This window comes from Cytobacillus sp. FSL R7-0680 (assembly GCF_038009245.1).
GTDB lineage: Bacteria > Bacillota > Bacilli > Bacillales > Cytobacillaceae > Cytobacillus > Cytobacillus kochii.
This window is the reverse complement of sequence record NZ_JBBPAO010000001.1, coordinates 496,514-511,151: the sequence shown is the minus strand read 5'-3', so window position 1 is coordinate 511,151 and position 14,638 is coordinate 496,514. Positions and strand designations below refer to the sequence as shown.

15 protein-coding genes are annotated in these 14,638 nt (G+C 34.3%); 5 read left to right on the top strand and 10 right to left on the bottom strand.

The genetic code is table 11. From position 1 onward, the window contains the following. Window positions 1–81: 81 nt before the first annotated feature. The 3 genes from MKY26_RS02545 to MKY26_RS02535 all read right to left on the bottom strand — a co-directional run bounded on the left by MKY26_RS02545 (window position 82) and on the right by MKY26_RS02535 (window position 2,032). On the bottom strand, window positions 82–876 hold the full coding sequence (locus MKY26_RS02545) for an NAD kinase (protein WP_095369785.1): 795 nt from the start codon (window positions 874–876) through the stop codon (window positions 82–84). Between the two features lie 28 nt (window positions 877–904). Next, entirely contained in the window at window positions 905–1,543 is a 639-nt protein-coding gene (locus MKY26_RS02540) for a GTP pyrophosphokinase (RefSeq protein WP_095369786.1), read from the bottom strand. Window positions 1,544–1,657: 114 nt separating this feature from the next. Beyond that, window positions 1,658–2,032, bottom strand: coding sequence for a UPF0738 family protein (locus MKY26_RS02535; RefSeq protein ID WP_328197159.1), 375 nt, complete (start codon window positions 2,030–2,032; stop codon window positions 1,658–1,660). Window positions 2,033–2,194: 162 nt separating this feature from the next. Between MKY26_RS02535 and MKY26_RS02530 the strand changes: the two genes are divergently transcribed. The 4 genes from MKY26_RS02530 (at window position 2,195) to MKY26_RS02515 (ending at window position 5,010) form a co-directional block, all read left to right on the top strand. Then, on the top strand, window positions 2,195–2,785 hold the full coding sequence (locus MKY26_RS02530; protein ID WP_322909173.1) for a CYTH domain-containing protein: 591 nt from the start codon (window positions 2,195–2,197) through the stop codon (window positions 2,783–2,785). Window positions 2,786–2,809: 24 nt separating this feature from the next. Beyond that, entirely contained in the window at window positions 2,810–3,457 is a 648-nt protein-coding gene (locus tag MKY26_RS02525) for a lytic transglycosylase domain-containing protein (RefSeq protein WP_341055143.1), read from the top strand. Window positions 3,458–3,733: 276 nt separating this feature from the next. Beyond that, window positions 3,734–4,141: a globin domain-containing protein gene (locus MKY26_RS02520; protein ID WP_095369790.1), complete on the top strand. Its 408-nt coding sequence runs from the start codon at window positions 3,734–3,736 to the stop codon at window positions 4,139–4,141. Next, window positions 4,138–5,010, top strand: a complete 873-nt coding sequence (locus MKY26_RS02515) for a ClpXP adapter SpxH family protein (protein WP_095369791.1) — start codon at window positions 4,138–4,140, stop codon at window positions 5,008–5,010. Before MKY26_RS02520 ends, MKY26_RS02515 begins: the two co-directional genes overlap by 4 nt. Before the next feature lie 653 nt (window positions 5,011–5,663). Here the strand turns inward: MKY26_RS02515 and pepF are convergent. The 5 genes from pepF to MKY26_RS02490 form a co-directional block, all read right to left on the bottom strand. Next, a complete protein-coding gene (gene pepF / locus MKY26_RS02510) occupies window positions 5,664–7,487 on the bottom strand; it encodes an oligoendopeptidase F (RefSeq protein WP_095369792.1) in 1,824 nt (607 codons plus the stop codon). A gap of 115 nt (window positions 7,488–7,602) precedes the next feature. Further along, window positions 7,603–8,748 (bottom strand): competence protein CoiA, encoded by a 1,146-nt coding sequence (locus MKY26_RS02505; protein ID WP_341091982.1) that lies wholly within the window; start codon window positions 8,746–8,748, stop codon window positions 7,603–7,605. Between the two features lie 102 nt (window positions 8,749–8,850). Further along, entirely contained in the window at window positions 8,851–9,501 is a 651-nt protein-coding gene (gene mecA / locus MKY26_RS02500) for an adaptor protein MecA (protein ID WP_341091981.1), read from the bottom strand. 664 nt (window positions 9,502–10,165) lie between these two features. Then, the gene (gene spxA, locus MKY26_RS02495) at window positions 10,166–10,561 is read right to left on the bottom strand and encodes a transcriptional regulator SpxA (RefSeq protein WP_095369795.1); all 396 of its coding nucleotides are present in this window, start codon (window positions 10,559–10,561) and stop codon (window positions 10,166–10,168) included. Between the two features lie 557 nt (window positions 10,562–11,118). Then, entirely contained in the window at window positions 11,119–11,694 is a 576-nt protein-coding gene (locus MKY26_RS02490; protein ID WP_341091980.1) for a GNAT family N-acetyltransferase, read from the bottom strand. 241 nt (window positions 11,695–11,935) lie between these two features. Between MKY26_RS02490 and MKY26_RS02485 the strand changes: the two genes are divergently transcribed. Next, complete coding sequence (locus MKY26_RS02485; protein ID WP_224937749.1) at window positions 11,936–12,121, top strand: hypothetical protein; 186 nt, start codon at window positions 11,936–11,938, stop codon at window positions 12,119–12,121. Window positions 12,122–12,206: 85 nt separating this feature from the next. On the opposite strand, the gene MKY26_RS02480 is transcribed toward MKY26_RS02485, so the two are convergent. Then, the gene (locus MKY26_RS02480; RefSeq protein WP_095369798.1) at window positions 12,207–13,421 is read right to left on the bottom strand and encodes a putative glycoside hydrolase; all 1,215 of its coding nucleotides are present in this window, start codon (window positions 13,419–13,421) and stop codon (window positions 12,207–12,209) included. 281 nt (window positions 13,422–13,702) lie between these two features. Then, the gene (locus tag MKY26_RS02475; RefSeq protein ID WP_095369799.1) at window positions 13,703–14,638 is read right to left on the bottom strand and encodes an ABC transporter ATP-binding protein; all 936 of its coding nucleotides are present in this window, start codon (window positions 14,636–14,638) and stop codon (window positions 13,703–13,705) included.

Genomic DNA, 14,638 nt, shown 5'->3' with positions numbered 1-14,638 from the left:
TATTCAAACCCTTTGACAGAATTAGAATAACTTGTTCGGATTTCCATTCAACTAGCATCCATTTTACCCAAAGTCACTCAGTTAATCAGCAACAAATGAATCATGTACTCTTTTCCAAAATGGAAATGGTCTGAATCTAGCAAAGCGAATTTTTTCATCGGCTACACGGTATTGAATTGATTTTACATCTTTATGCAAAAGCGATAAATGATCGATTGTAATCTTAAAATCCGGTTCATTCACAGGCTTTAAAAGGCAAGCATGGTGTGCTGGTAAAACTAAAGGTGAACCGACTGTTCTAAACACTTTATTATTAATCGATGCCATTTCAGCTAATTGAATAGCAGGTAATGACGGATGTAATATCGCACCACCTAACGCCTTATTATAAGCCGTACTCCCTGAAGGCGTGGATAAACATAAACCGTCTCCTCTAAATCTTTCAAAATGCTGACCTCGAATCTCTACATCCATCACAAATGTACCATTCACAGCTTTAACTGTAGACTCGTTCAAAGCCAAATACCTTGTTTCTTTGCCCCCATTCAAATAGCGGACAATGACTTCAAGAAGAGGGTATTCCACCACTTGGAAAGGAGTTTTTGCTATTGCGATTACAAGCTTTTCAATTTCATCAGGTACCCAATCAGCATAAAATCCTAAGTGGCCCGTATGAACACCAACGAATGCTGTTTTATCAAGGCGGCTGCTATATCTGTGAAATGCGTACAACAAAGTTCCATCGCCACCAACAGAAATGACTATATCTGGTTGTTCTTCATCATATACTAGATCAAAATCAAGTAAGTACGATCTCATCTTATGCATCAATGTATTCGATTTCGTATCACCTTTAGACGTAATCGCAAATCTCATTGTTTAGTAGCTCCTCTTATTTTTCATTCTATGACTTATTCTTTTGCTGCTTTTCTTTATTTTGTGAAAAAAATGCTTGTGCATCTTGAATTTCTCCTCGAATCGATGACATTTCTTCATCTAATCTAAATGCTGCTTCAGCTGCTCTTTGTAATCTCATTTGAATATCAGATGGAAATTGGCCTTTATATTTATAATTTAATGAATGCTCAACCGTGGCCCAAAAATTCATCGCTAACGTTCTAATTTGTATTTCCGCTAATATCTTTTTCTCCCCATGGATAGTTTGTACAGGGTAAGCGATAACTACATGATAAGAGCGGTACCCACTTGCTTTTTCATGAGAAATATAATCTCTTTCTTCCACCACTTCAAAGTCATTTCTCATACGTAACAATTCTACTACCTTCATTATATCATCAACAAATTGACACATCATTCTCATACCTGCTATGTCTTGCATTTCTACATCCAACCTATTAAGTGGAATTCCTTTTTGGTTGGCTTTATCTAATATACTAGCTATAGGTTTTACCCTGCCGGTCACAAATTCTATAGGAGAGTGCTCTGGGACGAAATCAAACTGACTTCTCATCCCTTTTAGTTTCACTTTTAACTCTTCTACAGCTTGTTTATATGGCCCTAAAAATTGATCCCAATGCTTCATACATGCACCACCCTTATGTAAGTTCATTTCTCTAACTTGATTTAGTTAGAAATTTTTGCAATAAAGCGACGAAAGAAACTTAGGTACATGATTTACTCTTCATTAGTAGAGAAGTTACTCAAACATAGCCTCGACTTTCTCAACCATTTCATCTCCATAATTACTGTTACCCCGTATATTTTCAATAAGATATTGTAATTCCTCTTGAAATAAAGGTAATTTAAGCTTTTCTTTTCCATCATGCAAATACACTTCACCATTAAAAACCAATGCTTGCTTTAATTGTTGCCATAATGATTCATGTAACATGATATATGTATAATCATTATTTTTTTCTGTTATGTATATAAATGATAAATGGTCGGAATCTACTAGCATCTGTTCTCTTGGCTCGAAATCATTCACAGATAAAGTAGAGTCAATTTCTAATAATAATTCCTTTCCTTCATCATTCCATAACGCACTTTGTACTTCTACTTTTTTATTCATTTCATCTACCTCCAAACTCTTACATTTTACCATAGAAGGGGAAAAAATCTCAAAGAACATTGCAGATTATGCGATACAGCGCCATAATAATGATAAGTATTAAGAAATCATGTATCTCTCATTTGATTATACATGTAGTCGAGAGAATAGGAAGGATTAATCATGTCACAAAATATAGAAATTGAATTTAAAAATATGCTTACAGAACAGGAATTTGCTCAATTAAGAAAGCATCTTCATATAGAAGACAAAGATTTCTTCACTCAAATCAACTATTATTTTGATACGCCAACTTTCTTTTTAAAAAACGAAGGATGTGCGCTTCGAATTAGAGAAAAAAATAATCAATTCGAACTCACATTAAAGCAACCTCACCCAGATGGCTTATTAGAAACTAACCATGATCTTCAACCGGAAGAAGCAAAGCATATCATCAAACAAGGGTACATCGATAAGCAATATTTAGCTTCACTTAAAAGTGACCTCCATTTCCCTGAGGAGACGTTTAAGTTATTTGGTTCTTTATTAACAAGCCGTGCAGAAAAAAATAATGCGGACGGTTTAATCGTCCTAGATAATAGTGAATATTTAAATAAGGTGGACTTTGAATTAGAATATGAGGTTTTGAATAGGGAAAATGGCTTAAATTCCTTTAAAAAACTATTAAAAGAGATGAATATACCGATAAGAAAAACAGAGAACAAAGTGAAAAGATTATTTCGGGAAGTTCAGAAAAGAAGAATAGATGATTAACAAGGACATATGAGGAGAGTCATAATGAATATTAATCAGCTTAAACTATTAATGCAAATGCAAAGCTTACAAACCTTTCTTCCAAATACAACGCAAAACAGCAATACAACTGATTTTTCACAATTATTATCAAATTCAATTACAGCAAGAATGAATGATTCTTCTGCTGATTTCTCACAGGAGATAGGAGCAGTTCAAACGATAGCCGAAACAATGCTCACCTCTTCTCCTGTTTCTCTTCCTCCTGTACAGCTTACGAAGTTTAAAGGAGAGAATAGTGATCAATCAATTCAAGATATCATTCATCAAGCTGCATCCGCCTATAACGTACCAACTGAATTAATTACTGCTGTTATTCAACAAGAGTCCAACTTTAATCCGAATGCAGTTAGTTCAGCAGGCGCGAGTGGTTTGATGCAATTAATGCCCGAAACAGCTAAGTGGCTTGGTGTGAATGATAGATTTGATGCCACCCAAAATGTAATGGCAGGAACAAAATATTTAAGACAAATGCTTGATCGTTATGGGAATAATACCGAGCTTGCTTTAGCAGCATATAATGCTGGTCCTGGTAATGTTGATAAGTATAATGGCATCCCACCTTTTAAAGAAACACAAAACTATGTTCAAAAGGTGACAGAGAATTTACTAAACCAAAAACAATTTGTCTAAGTATCGTAGTGACTTCATTTTTGAGTCACTACTTTTTTGTTTTAGAAATCCAACCTCGAGAATCATCCTCCGTACTTGTTTTCCAAGAGATCTGCCCCATATAATAGAACTGAAAATACCTGCATACTGAATATTAATTCGTGGCACAAAGCTATTTGTTTGAGATATAGCCGTTACATTGATAAAATAATATCAAAACATGAAGGAATTATGTCTAGCTGATGAAATAATCATCGCTTTTATTAACATACTTTTGTTTAAAGGGGTTCTATCACAATGGTCGAGAATATCAATACTCCGTTCGACGCGTTAGGTGAGGAAAAACTTCACCTACTTGTTGAAGCATTTTATAAACGGGTTGGACAACATCCTGAGCTCGTCCCAATCTTTCCTGACGATCTAACTGAAACAATTAGAAAACAAAAGCAGTTTCTGACACAATTTTTAGGCGGCCCGCCATTATATACCTCAGAACACGGTCACCCGATGCTGAGAGCACGGCACCTACCTTTTGCCATCACAATGACACGTGCGAAGGCATGGCTCTCTTGTATGGAGGATGCAATGAATGAAGTCGAATTGGATACACGCTTGAAAGAAGGATTTCTCGAGAGACTGACTCTCACAGCACAACATATGGTAAATACACCTGAAAAAGATGAATTAGAGGGTGATGACAAATGAATCATGAAGAATTTGAAAGTAAATCTGTCTCACCACATTGTCATGGTAGTGAAAATAAGCCGTTAGAAATCTATATGTTTATTGATCCGCTATGCCCAGAATGTTGGAGTTTAGAGCCGATAATTAAAAAACTGTCTGTAGAATATGGTCGGTATTTTTCTCTCAAGCATGTAATAAGTGGGAAGCTCAATGCTTTAAATAGAGGCAAAAGACAAAACTACGACCAATTAGTTGAACAATGGGAGAAAACCGCTAGTCGATCAGGGATGTCATGTGACGGCTCTGTTTGGTACGAAAATCCGGTATTATCCCCTCAGTTAGCCTCCATTGCCATTAAGGCAGCCGAACTACAGGGCAGAAAAGCCGGCATTCGTTTTTTGAGAAAACTTCAAGAGAAGTTGTTTCTCGAAAAGAAAAACGTATCAGACTTTGATGTATTAAAAGAATGCGCCAGCCAAATTGGCTTAGACGTAGTTGAATTTGTAACCGATATACATTCAGAAAGTGCTGCAAAAGCATTTCAATGTGATGTAAAGATTACAGCTGAGATGGATGTAGAAGAAATTCCAACGATGGTGTTCTTCAATGAAAACATTGAAGATGAAGGCATAAAAGTTACAGGGCAGTACAGCTTTGATGTGTATGAGCAAATACTAAAGGAAATGGTTCCATATAGACTCGAACCTTCTCCATTACCTGACATAGAGCTGTTTATTAAACATTATAAACTTGTCGCAACTTCAGAAATAGCAGTCGTCTATAATATGACGGAGCAAGAAGTAAATAAAGAAATGAAAAAACTTCAACTGAAGCAAGTGGTCGAGCAAGTACCTGCAAAGCACGGATCTTTTTGGAAATCACTAGACTGATGATACTTATCATCAGTCTTTTTTATGCCGTGGTAAAGGGCGGACTAAAAGGAAAAACCTCACCATTACAGTATGAAGCGTCTCCCCTATTCATGCTCACACTCCCTGTTAATCGCCTAACATGACAAAATTAGTTCTCTCTTCTATTGTTCACACCATTGGCTTCTCTTGTAAGTGAAACGAAACTTCTATCTAATGCTGTTTATCGTTAATTGCAATGCCTGTTTCTTAGTCAAAATGGTTTGTAAGACCCAATCAAGTGGGGAATCAGTTTATGGATGGTATGTCATATTTATTTTTCTTAAAAACATAAGTCAATCAACCTTCAATCCACATAGTAAAAAACCCTACACTCTCTCATGAGGCGTAGGGTTTTTCATGTAAATATATTTAACAAAGGGGATGGGAGAAATTTTTCACGATCAAACAAAGGGGTAAATTGTTTGTTTGTGATTAACTTCACAATACAAATATACCATGGCTTTTTTAAGCTCGCAATAGTTTGTGTACCATTTCACATTATTGTCAAATTCTCTACTACTCATAGTGAACTGCCATTATTATTAGAAAACATCTTGTCTTTTTTCATTACTTTTTGTTTACTTTAAAGTTAGCAGCCTAAATCATTTGATAAAGGCTGCTAGATAAAAATATTAAATCGTTTCTAACAATTGTTCCATCTCATTTAACTTTTCTTCAAACACTTTACATGCTGCCTTAATCGGTTCTGAACTTGTCATATCCACACCCGCTTTTTTAAGCACTTCTATCGGGTAATCAGAACTACCTGCTTTAAGGAAACCAATAAAGCGATCAACTGCCGGTTTTCCTTCTGTTAAAATTTGCTCACTTAAAGCCGTTGCAGCACTATAACCGGTAGCATATTGGTATACATAATAATCGTAATAGAAGTGAGGGATTCTTGACCATTCTAATCCAATTTCCTCATCAATAATGATATCCTCACCACCAAAGTATTTCTTGTTCAGTTCATAATACTTTTCAGTAAGTGCATCTGCTGTTAAAGCTTCATTATTTTGAGCCATTTGGTGAATCTCATGCTCAAATTCTGCAAACATCGTTTGACGGAATACTGTTCCTCTAAACCCTTCTAAGAAATGATTGAGTAAGAATAAACGTTTTTTATCATCATCAATCGTTTTTAATAAATGATCATTTAATAACGCCTCATTACAAGTTGATGCTACTTCAGCCACAAAAATGGAATAATCACCATAAGCATATGGTTGCGACTTACGTGTGTAATAACTATGAACAGAATGACCAAATTCATGTGTTAATGTGAAGAGGTTATTGATATTATCTTGCCAATTAAGGAGGATATAAGGATTCGTACCATAAGCACCAGAAGAATAGGCACCACTTCTCTTCCCTTTATTCTCCCAAACATCCACCCAGCGATTCTGTAGACCCTCTTCCAAAATACTGCGATATTCCTCACCTAAAGGAGCTAAGCCTTCAATCATTAGCTTTTTGGCTTCATCATAAGTAATCGCCATTTTTACATCCTTTACTAAAGGTGTGTAGAGATCATACATGTGCAATTCATCTAATTGCAAAACTTTTTTCCTTAGTTTCACATATCGATGAAGCAAATGAAGATGATCATTAATCGTGCTTACTAATTGATCATAAACAGATTCTGGTATATTATTCGCTGATAAAGCGGCATGTCGAGCTGATTGATAGTTTCGTACCTTTGCATTGAAATTATTTCTTTTCACATTTCCACTTAACGTACTAGCGAATGTATTACGAAACTGTCCATAGGTTGTATACATCGCACGAAAAGCATCTCGACGTACACGCTGATCATCACTCTCTAGGAAGTTGATAAATCGACCGTGTGTCACTTCAACCTCTTCTCCCTCTTCGTTTTTAATCGATGGGAATGTTAAATCAGCATTATTTAACATTCCAAAAGTATTACTTGATGCATCCATTACTTCTGATGCTTGTGCAAGTAAGGCTTCTTTTTCCGCTGTAAGTACATGAGGACGTTGAAGATTGATTTCTTCAAGTGCATGTTCATACATTTTTAATTCTTCTTTCTCGGCTATATACTGTGCTAATTGATCTTCATCAATGGCAAGAATTTCTGGCACTATGAAAGCAAGTTCACTAGCAACCACTGAATACAGCCCTTTGATTTTATCATCTAAACTTTGATACGTTGCATTTGTTGTATCTTGATCATATCTCATTCTTGCATATGTAAAGAGCTTCACAATACGAGAAAGTAAGTGATCTTGATATTGTAAAACATCATAAAGAACCTCTGCACCTTCATGCAACATCCCTTTAAACTTGCCTGCTTCTTTAGATAACTCTTTTACTTCATTAAATTCTTTATTCCATTCATCGTCACTTGAAAAAATATCTTCAAGACGCCAAGTTTCTTCAACTGGAACCTCGTTTCTTGTTGGTAGTTTCTTAACTGTAGAATCGTTAGCCATATTGTTTTCCTCCTACATTCATTATGTTAAAAATTACTATCTGTTACTATCTTACATCAAATGAAAGTAATTGTTCAGTATTATGTTTCACCAATTGATTTAAAATACTTCAATATCAACTTAATGCCATTTTCATAATTATTTCCCCTTCTGCCTTACTTATTTTCTTATTTTTCATATCAGAAGACCTGATTTGAAATTTGGTACCGTCGATTTTCTCAATTATTTTTATAGTGTATAAAAGATGTAAATAAGCATCGATTACTTCTTTAAGATCTATGGGTACCTCTACACGTATACGAATATCTTTTCTCTCCAAGCGGCATTGCATGGAATCATATGCATCTTCTATAGAAAATAACTCTTCATGGCGTAATATATCTATAAAAATATATGTTTGCCACTGAATTGGTGAAGTACTCAGCTTAGCACTCCCCCTTACAGGAAGACCACAAAAATCTGGTAGATTTCCCATATGAAGCCCGCAACGGTAGATTTCATCTTTAAATCGTTTAGAAAATGAGCTATATTTAAAGCTTCCATACCTTTTTATATTCTCCCTTTCTTGCAACCAAGAAGAAAAGTCCATTCTCATTCTATTAATTCTTAGATTCAATAATTCGTACAAATTATTCGAGCGAAGTGGCTTTAGATCTATATGGGCAAAAGACTTTTTCGTAGAAATTGGTAGGAGATGAGAAAGTATATACAAATTTTCTGTATCAACGTTTAAAATAGGGATAATAAATTTTTTAGCGGAAGTTTGCTGAAGAAAAGAATAATGAAAAGCGGTTAAAGAAAATAAATGATTTCCTATAGTATGGAGCTGTTGGTGGGATAATATCCACAGTGGTTTTATTCCTGACTTTATATAGCCATTTGTACGCTTATGAACTATTTTTGTAGGAATTATTGAACATTGAAACTCAATGGCATAAACAAGTCCGTTATGTTCAAAGCTGAGATCCGCCCTTTGATGGATGTTAGCGAAATATTTTTCAACCTCAACATTTTTATAGTATTTTCTTAATAAATCGTATAACAATAATTTACCTTTTAAGTGGACTTCTGACTCTTTTTCATATGATTCAAAGCATTGACTATGCGGTTTATGAGCAAAGTGAGACTTTTTAAAGATGCCATTTTTTAAAATGACAACATCCTTACACTCTGGACAGTAAAAAGACTTTTCCTTATATTTACCGTATTGAACATCTTGGGCATTAATAAGTTTGCCATCATTCGTTATTGCCTTTAACAATGTATGTTCACATCCTTTCTATACATTCTATCTTCTCCCCTATCATTCTTTATTCCTGCATAAAAAGAAAAGACCGACTTCTTAAAGAAATCGGCTTTTTTATTAAAAGTATTTTTTTAGTTCAATTAAAGCATTTTCAGCGATAATTACCTTTCCATATTCAGAAATCACGTGGATGGTTGTATCTGTTTCATGCCCATATTCAAGTAGTATACTTAGAATATTATCAATTTCATCCTCTTCGAATTGTTCCTCGGGAAATTCGACGATTAAATAATAGTTATTCTTGTATGAACGCAGTTGCGTATGAACATTTCCTAGTTCCACTCTCTTGGATAATGAAATGATATCCTCAAAGTCTCTAAAGGCAATAACGAAATCTAATTTTTCTTTCGCTTCCTCTTCTTCATTTTCCTGTAATTGATCAAGCATTGCTTCTACTCTTTCATCTACAGCAAAATCCTTCATTTTTTCATCAGAAACAGGGAGCTCTAACTTTTGTCCGTCTTTAGATAACTGCGCCTTCGTTACTAAGATTTCTAATCCTTTATCGAGTGCTTGAACTTGAATCCACAATGGACCTTCCATCACAAAATCTTCTTCTGTGTGAACCTCATCCATCATATCCCAAAAAAGTTCTTCACTTCTCTCTCGGTTGTACCATATTTCATCACGATCAAAGCCTCTTTCCTCAATATCAATATATGAGATATAAAACTTCACCGTGTTTTCATTAATTCTCTCGATTTCCACTTAGCAACTCTCCCTTCTTGCTTTTTGTGAAGGGATTATAACCCCTAATTTGTACTACTTTACTACCATTTACCCTATTTCAAGAAAATTATTCTTTTAGTGATCATTCTAGCAAGAATAATGAGAAAATAATGTGTAACAACAGATATACCTATTATGTTTTACCTTTTGTTATATTTTATGATAAATATGCTGTAAAGGGAATGCCCAAAAATACAATTGGCAAAAAACGAATGAATGCCTATATTCGTTAATACAATATATATTTATTGTGTTTGTATTTTATCAAAAAAACCTGTCCCCTACAAGAAACAAGCTTAGGCTGATGAAAAGCTTTTTTTCGCTATTGATTTGTGATAAAACACTGTAATGGCCTTTGGAAATAATCGAGTATGAATAACAGTAAAATGATTAGTACGAATATCATGGGGCAGAAATGTGGTTCTTCTATTATGTATCAGAAATATCTAGTGTATAGACTAAAGAATTTGGTTCGGCTATCTTTACTGTATCTCTGGAGATGGATGCGCAATACTTTTTTCTAAACTTATCCAAAAATTATTTGAAAGAAACTAAAAAACGAACAAATCGTAAAAAAGGATTTGTTCGTTTTCATTTAAGCATACTTAGGATTAAATGTGAAGTTAAGTGAGTACGATTGGTTTTAGTTAACCAACTTTTGAGCCTCACGTAGATGATACGTACGAACCTTCCTAGGAAGGAAGCGTCGAATTTCATCTTCATTATAACCTACTTGTAATCTTTTCTCATCTAAGATAATCGGTCTTCTTAATAATCCAGGATTATCTCTTATCAATTCAAATAAATCCTGTAAAGGCATCGTTTCAAGATTAACATCCAATTTTTGGAATGTTTTAGAACGTGTTGAAATAATCTCATCTGTTCCATCTTCTGTCATACGAAGGATTTCTTTAATTTCATCAATTGCTAAAGGTTCTGAGAAAATATTTCTTTCTTTGTATGCAATATCGTTTGCCTCTAACCATGCTTTTGCTTTTCTACATGATGTACAACTTGGTGAAGTGTATAATGTGACCATTTTACAATTTCACACTCCTTAGAAATTTAAAGTATATTTTATTCGCCGTAATTGTTTAATTATGCTATTCTTACTGATTGTTACACTTGTTTCCGTTTTCAATGAACAGGCTTACTTTCTCATTGAGAATAATCCACTAGGCTGTAACTATTGTTGTAATTTATAATTAATTTAAATAAGCTGTTCCACTTCATTATACACCATCTGTGGAACAGATGATATATATTTTTCTATTCTTCATACACTTAAATGCCAATTAAACAATTAACTTCTGCCTTAGTGAATCTATAATATAAGACGTTTTCATTTAAAAAAGGTTTCATGAAATATTGATTTTTTTATTTGTTCACAAACTGTTCAATTATAGAATAATGAAATCTGTTACTATTTAACCTATATAACTATGATAGACATTTACCCCTTTTTTTTAAGAATAAACATTTACTTTCTCAATAATCGACTTTAAATGAAAAAAAACTTTATAAGAAAATGATGTTGAGCCATTCTTTACCTAAAAAGAAATCCCGAACATTGAGGTTGTTCGGGATTTCTATGGATTAAATATCTTTCAAAAGATCATTATTATTGTCATTCTCAGAAAAAGTAAGGACTTCATCTACTGGTTGATATGATGCTCCATAGAATTGAGTGTCCTTGTAAGTATGAATCAATTCATATGTTTTAATCATTGCATCGAAAATCATTTCTTCCGTTTCATTATTAGGTGCCCAGAATAAAATTTCCATTGCATTCACTTCATTTGTTGCAAGAGATCGACGACGGTAACCTATAGATTGAGCGTGCTCAAAGCCTTCTCTTTTATAAAATTTCAAGCGTTTCTCCGTATCAGTATCTTCATAATCAACAGGTTCAACTTCTAAGATAATCGGTTTGCCTTTTTCCTTTAATTGATCAATTAATTTATGTCCTAAACCTTGTCCTCTTGAATCTTTGGACACAAACAGGTAGTCGATAAAGACAAAAGTTTCAAGTTCAACATACATTAACACATGCATTGGACCCTCATCTTTATGATAAATATTAGGTCGCTCTTTCAAAAGTGTTTCCATATGCTCTTTTGACTTCATCTCTTCTACAGGAAAATACTGATTCAATTTTTCATACCAATGCATGGACCAAACCCCTTTATTATTTAAATATTTCCAGTCGTGATAAACTTCCAGCTTTCTCTTCTTGTATAAGAAAATCGTATAAATAAGTCATCATTCACGTATAAATAAACTAAGTTGTAACGCTCTATCAAAGTATTTGTGATTTTCATTCTTTTCATTCTTTAATAAATGCTTTATTATTAGAAATAGAACATCATCAGAATAACTTGAATTTTCCGAAAAGAAAATTGGAGGTTTATCAATGATTGGTTACTTTTCAGACTTGATTATCGTTTCATTGCTCATACTCAGTTTAACTTCCCTCTTAGGTGTACTAATAAACAGCTTGGGAATAAAATTTTTTGGTGGCAAGAAAAAATCCGAATTCGTAGACCAATCTGCATTTATGCAAACCGGATGGAAAAACGTGGGCGGAAAGAAGAAATAATCCTCATCCTATATACTATGATAACGCATACACAATAAGTGTCAAATAATAAGCAGCTGATAAACATACTATCAGCTGCTTATTTTTAATTTAATGGGGTATAATCAACATTCTCTGTATAATGATTGCCGGCATTCCACAATAAGAATTCGTCAATTCCTTCCTCATTCAAAGCCCTAATTTGATCCTCTATTTCTTGCTTACCATAAGGCTTGTAATTACCGGTACCTAAATAAGATGCAGTAAAATCCTGTAGCCAAGGTCTAGAAATAGGCGGAGAAGCTAGTTCCTCCCGTTTGGCATTCTCTACCTTTGCGTACTCTTTAATAAGCTTGTAAGGTTCTAAATCTGGTTTTTGAATCCCAAAGTATGGCCCCCAGTGGCTCGGATAGATCATTGAAGATATGACATCCACATGTTCTGAGATTTTTGAGAAGTTCTGTCCAATCCCAGGTGCCTCTGGTAAAGTAGCCGTATAACCAAAAATATCAACAGATACTTTGACACCATAAGGCTCTAACTGTTCTTTCGCAAACTTAACGAAGTCTGTAACAGCATCTACTCTCAGCTGCACATCATCTTTACCGTTCGTATACTTTCCTTTACCATACTTCAATGAATCAGCCATATGCTCAAATCCTTCAGGGAAACGAACATAATCAAATTGAATTTCCTGGAATCCCATTTTAGCTGCTTCTATAGCAATATCTACATTATATTGCCACACTTCTTCCATAAACGGATTAACAAAGGCTTCTCCTCTTCCGTTTGTCCATACTTTATTTCCTTCTTTATACGACCATTCAGGCTTTAACTTGGCTAGTGTTGAATCCTTAAAAACAACGACCCTCGCAATAGGGTAAATCTCTTTTTCTTCTAATGTCGTTAACATCTCTTTCGTATCTTTTATATAAGGTTCGACAATATCCTTATATTTACTATCATCTTCCGGCTGGTATGTAAGATTTCCCCAATCATCTTTAATATCAATAACCATCGCATTTAATTCTGTCTTATCAACAAAATTTGATAACCGTTCAAAATTTGCTCCTCCTGCCGATGGACCAGTAACATAAATACCTCTAATAGCATCTGGGTAGGTAAAGTCGTAGCCTGAATCGTATGTAAACCGTTTCATTTGTTCAGGTAATTCCATAAAAAAACCAGCATATTCTTTCTGTGCATGAAGCTGATAACTTTGTTGTTCAGCATTCGCATGGTCTAATTGTGGCACTACACTTAATAAAAGTAAGAAAAAAGCAACTTTAATCGCCCTCACTATTTTTCCCTCCTCATCCATATATTTTCTTTTTCTTATCTCCTATTCTACTAGAAGTTAAACCCAATGCAAAAGAAAATAGTAATAATGAGAAATATTTTAATTTTTGCGATAGTAATTTCATACAAACTATTGTATACTATATTCATACATTTTAGTGATTGAAAGCACTAAACATATTCCTAATATTCATATTTTTCCTAACTGAATATTTGTTCCGAAAATATTTTTTTAGGTTGGAGGCAGGTCTTAAACAGATTTAATCTACGAAAAAACGACCTCAATAAGAGATCGCTTTTAAGTTAACTTTTATGATCTTTTTGGTATTGTGCAAATTCTTTTTCAGAACAGAAAACAAAGTGACCAGGACGAACTTCACGCATTTCAACCTTCTCATCAGCACTATATTGATGAACAGCTGGGTCATATGCTTTTCGCTGACGTGTTCTTTCTGACTCTGGATCAGGTAATGGAATAGCAGATAATAATGATTGTGTATAAGGGTGCATAGGATTGCTATACAACTCTTCCGCTGTGGCAAGTTCAACTAGCTTACCAAAGTACATCACACCAATTCTATCACTAATATACTTAACCATTGACAAATCATGAGCAATGAATAAGTAAGTTAACCCTTTTTCACGCTGAAGTTTTTTCATTAAGTTAACAACTTGTGCCTGAATAGATACGTCAAGAGCAGAAATCGGTTCATCAGCAATAATGAATTCAGGTTCAACAGCTAGCGCTCTAGCAATACCGATACGCTGTCTTTGTCCACCAGAGAACTCATGTGGATAACGGTTAGCATGCTCTTTATTTAAGCCTACTGTTTCAAGTAACTCATAGACGCGTTCCATACGCTCTTTTTTCGACTTTGCAAGCCCATGAATATCAATACCTTCAGCAATGATATCCGCAACCGTCATACGAGGATTTAAGGATGCATAAGGGTCTTGGAAAATCATCTGCATTTTACGGTTAAATGCTTTTAGTTGATTGGTTGACTTTTTACCATGAACATTTTCACCATTAAATAAAACTTGTCCATCAGTGGCATTATACAAGCGTATAATTGTTCTACCGGTCGTTGATTTCCCACAACCTGACTCACCAACTAGACCAAGGGTTTCACCTTTGTAAATATCAAAAGTAATGCCATCAACCGCTTTAACCATATTCGATTTACCAACATTAAAATGTTGTTTTAGATTTTTTATTTCAACTAATTTCTCTGCCAT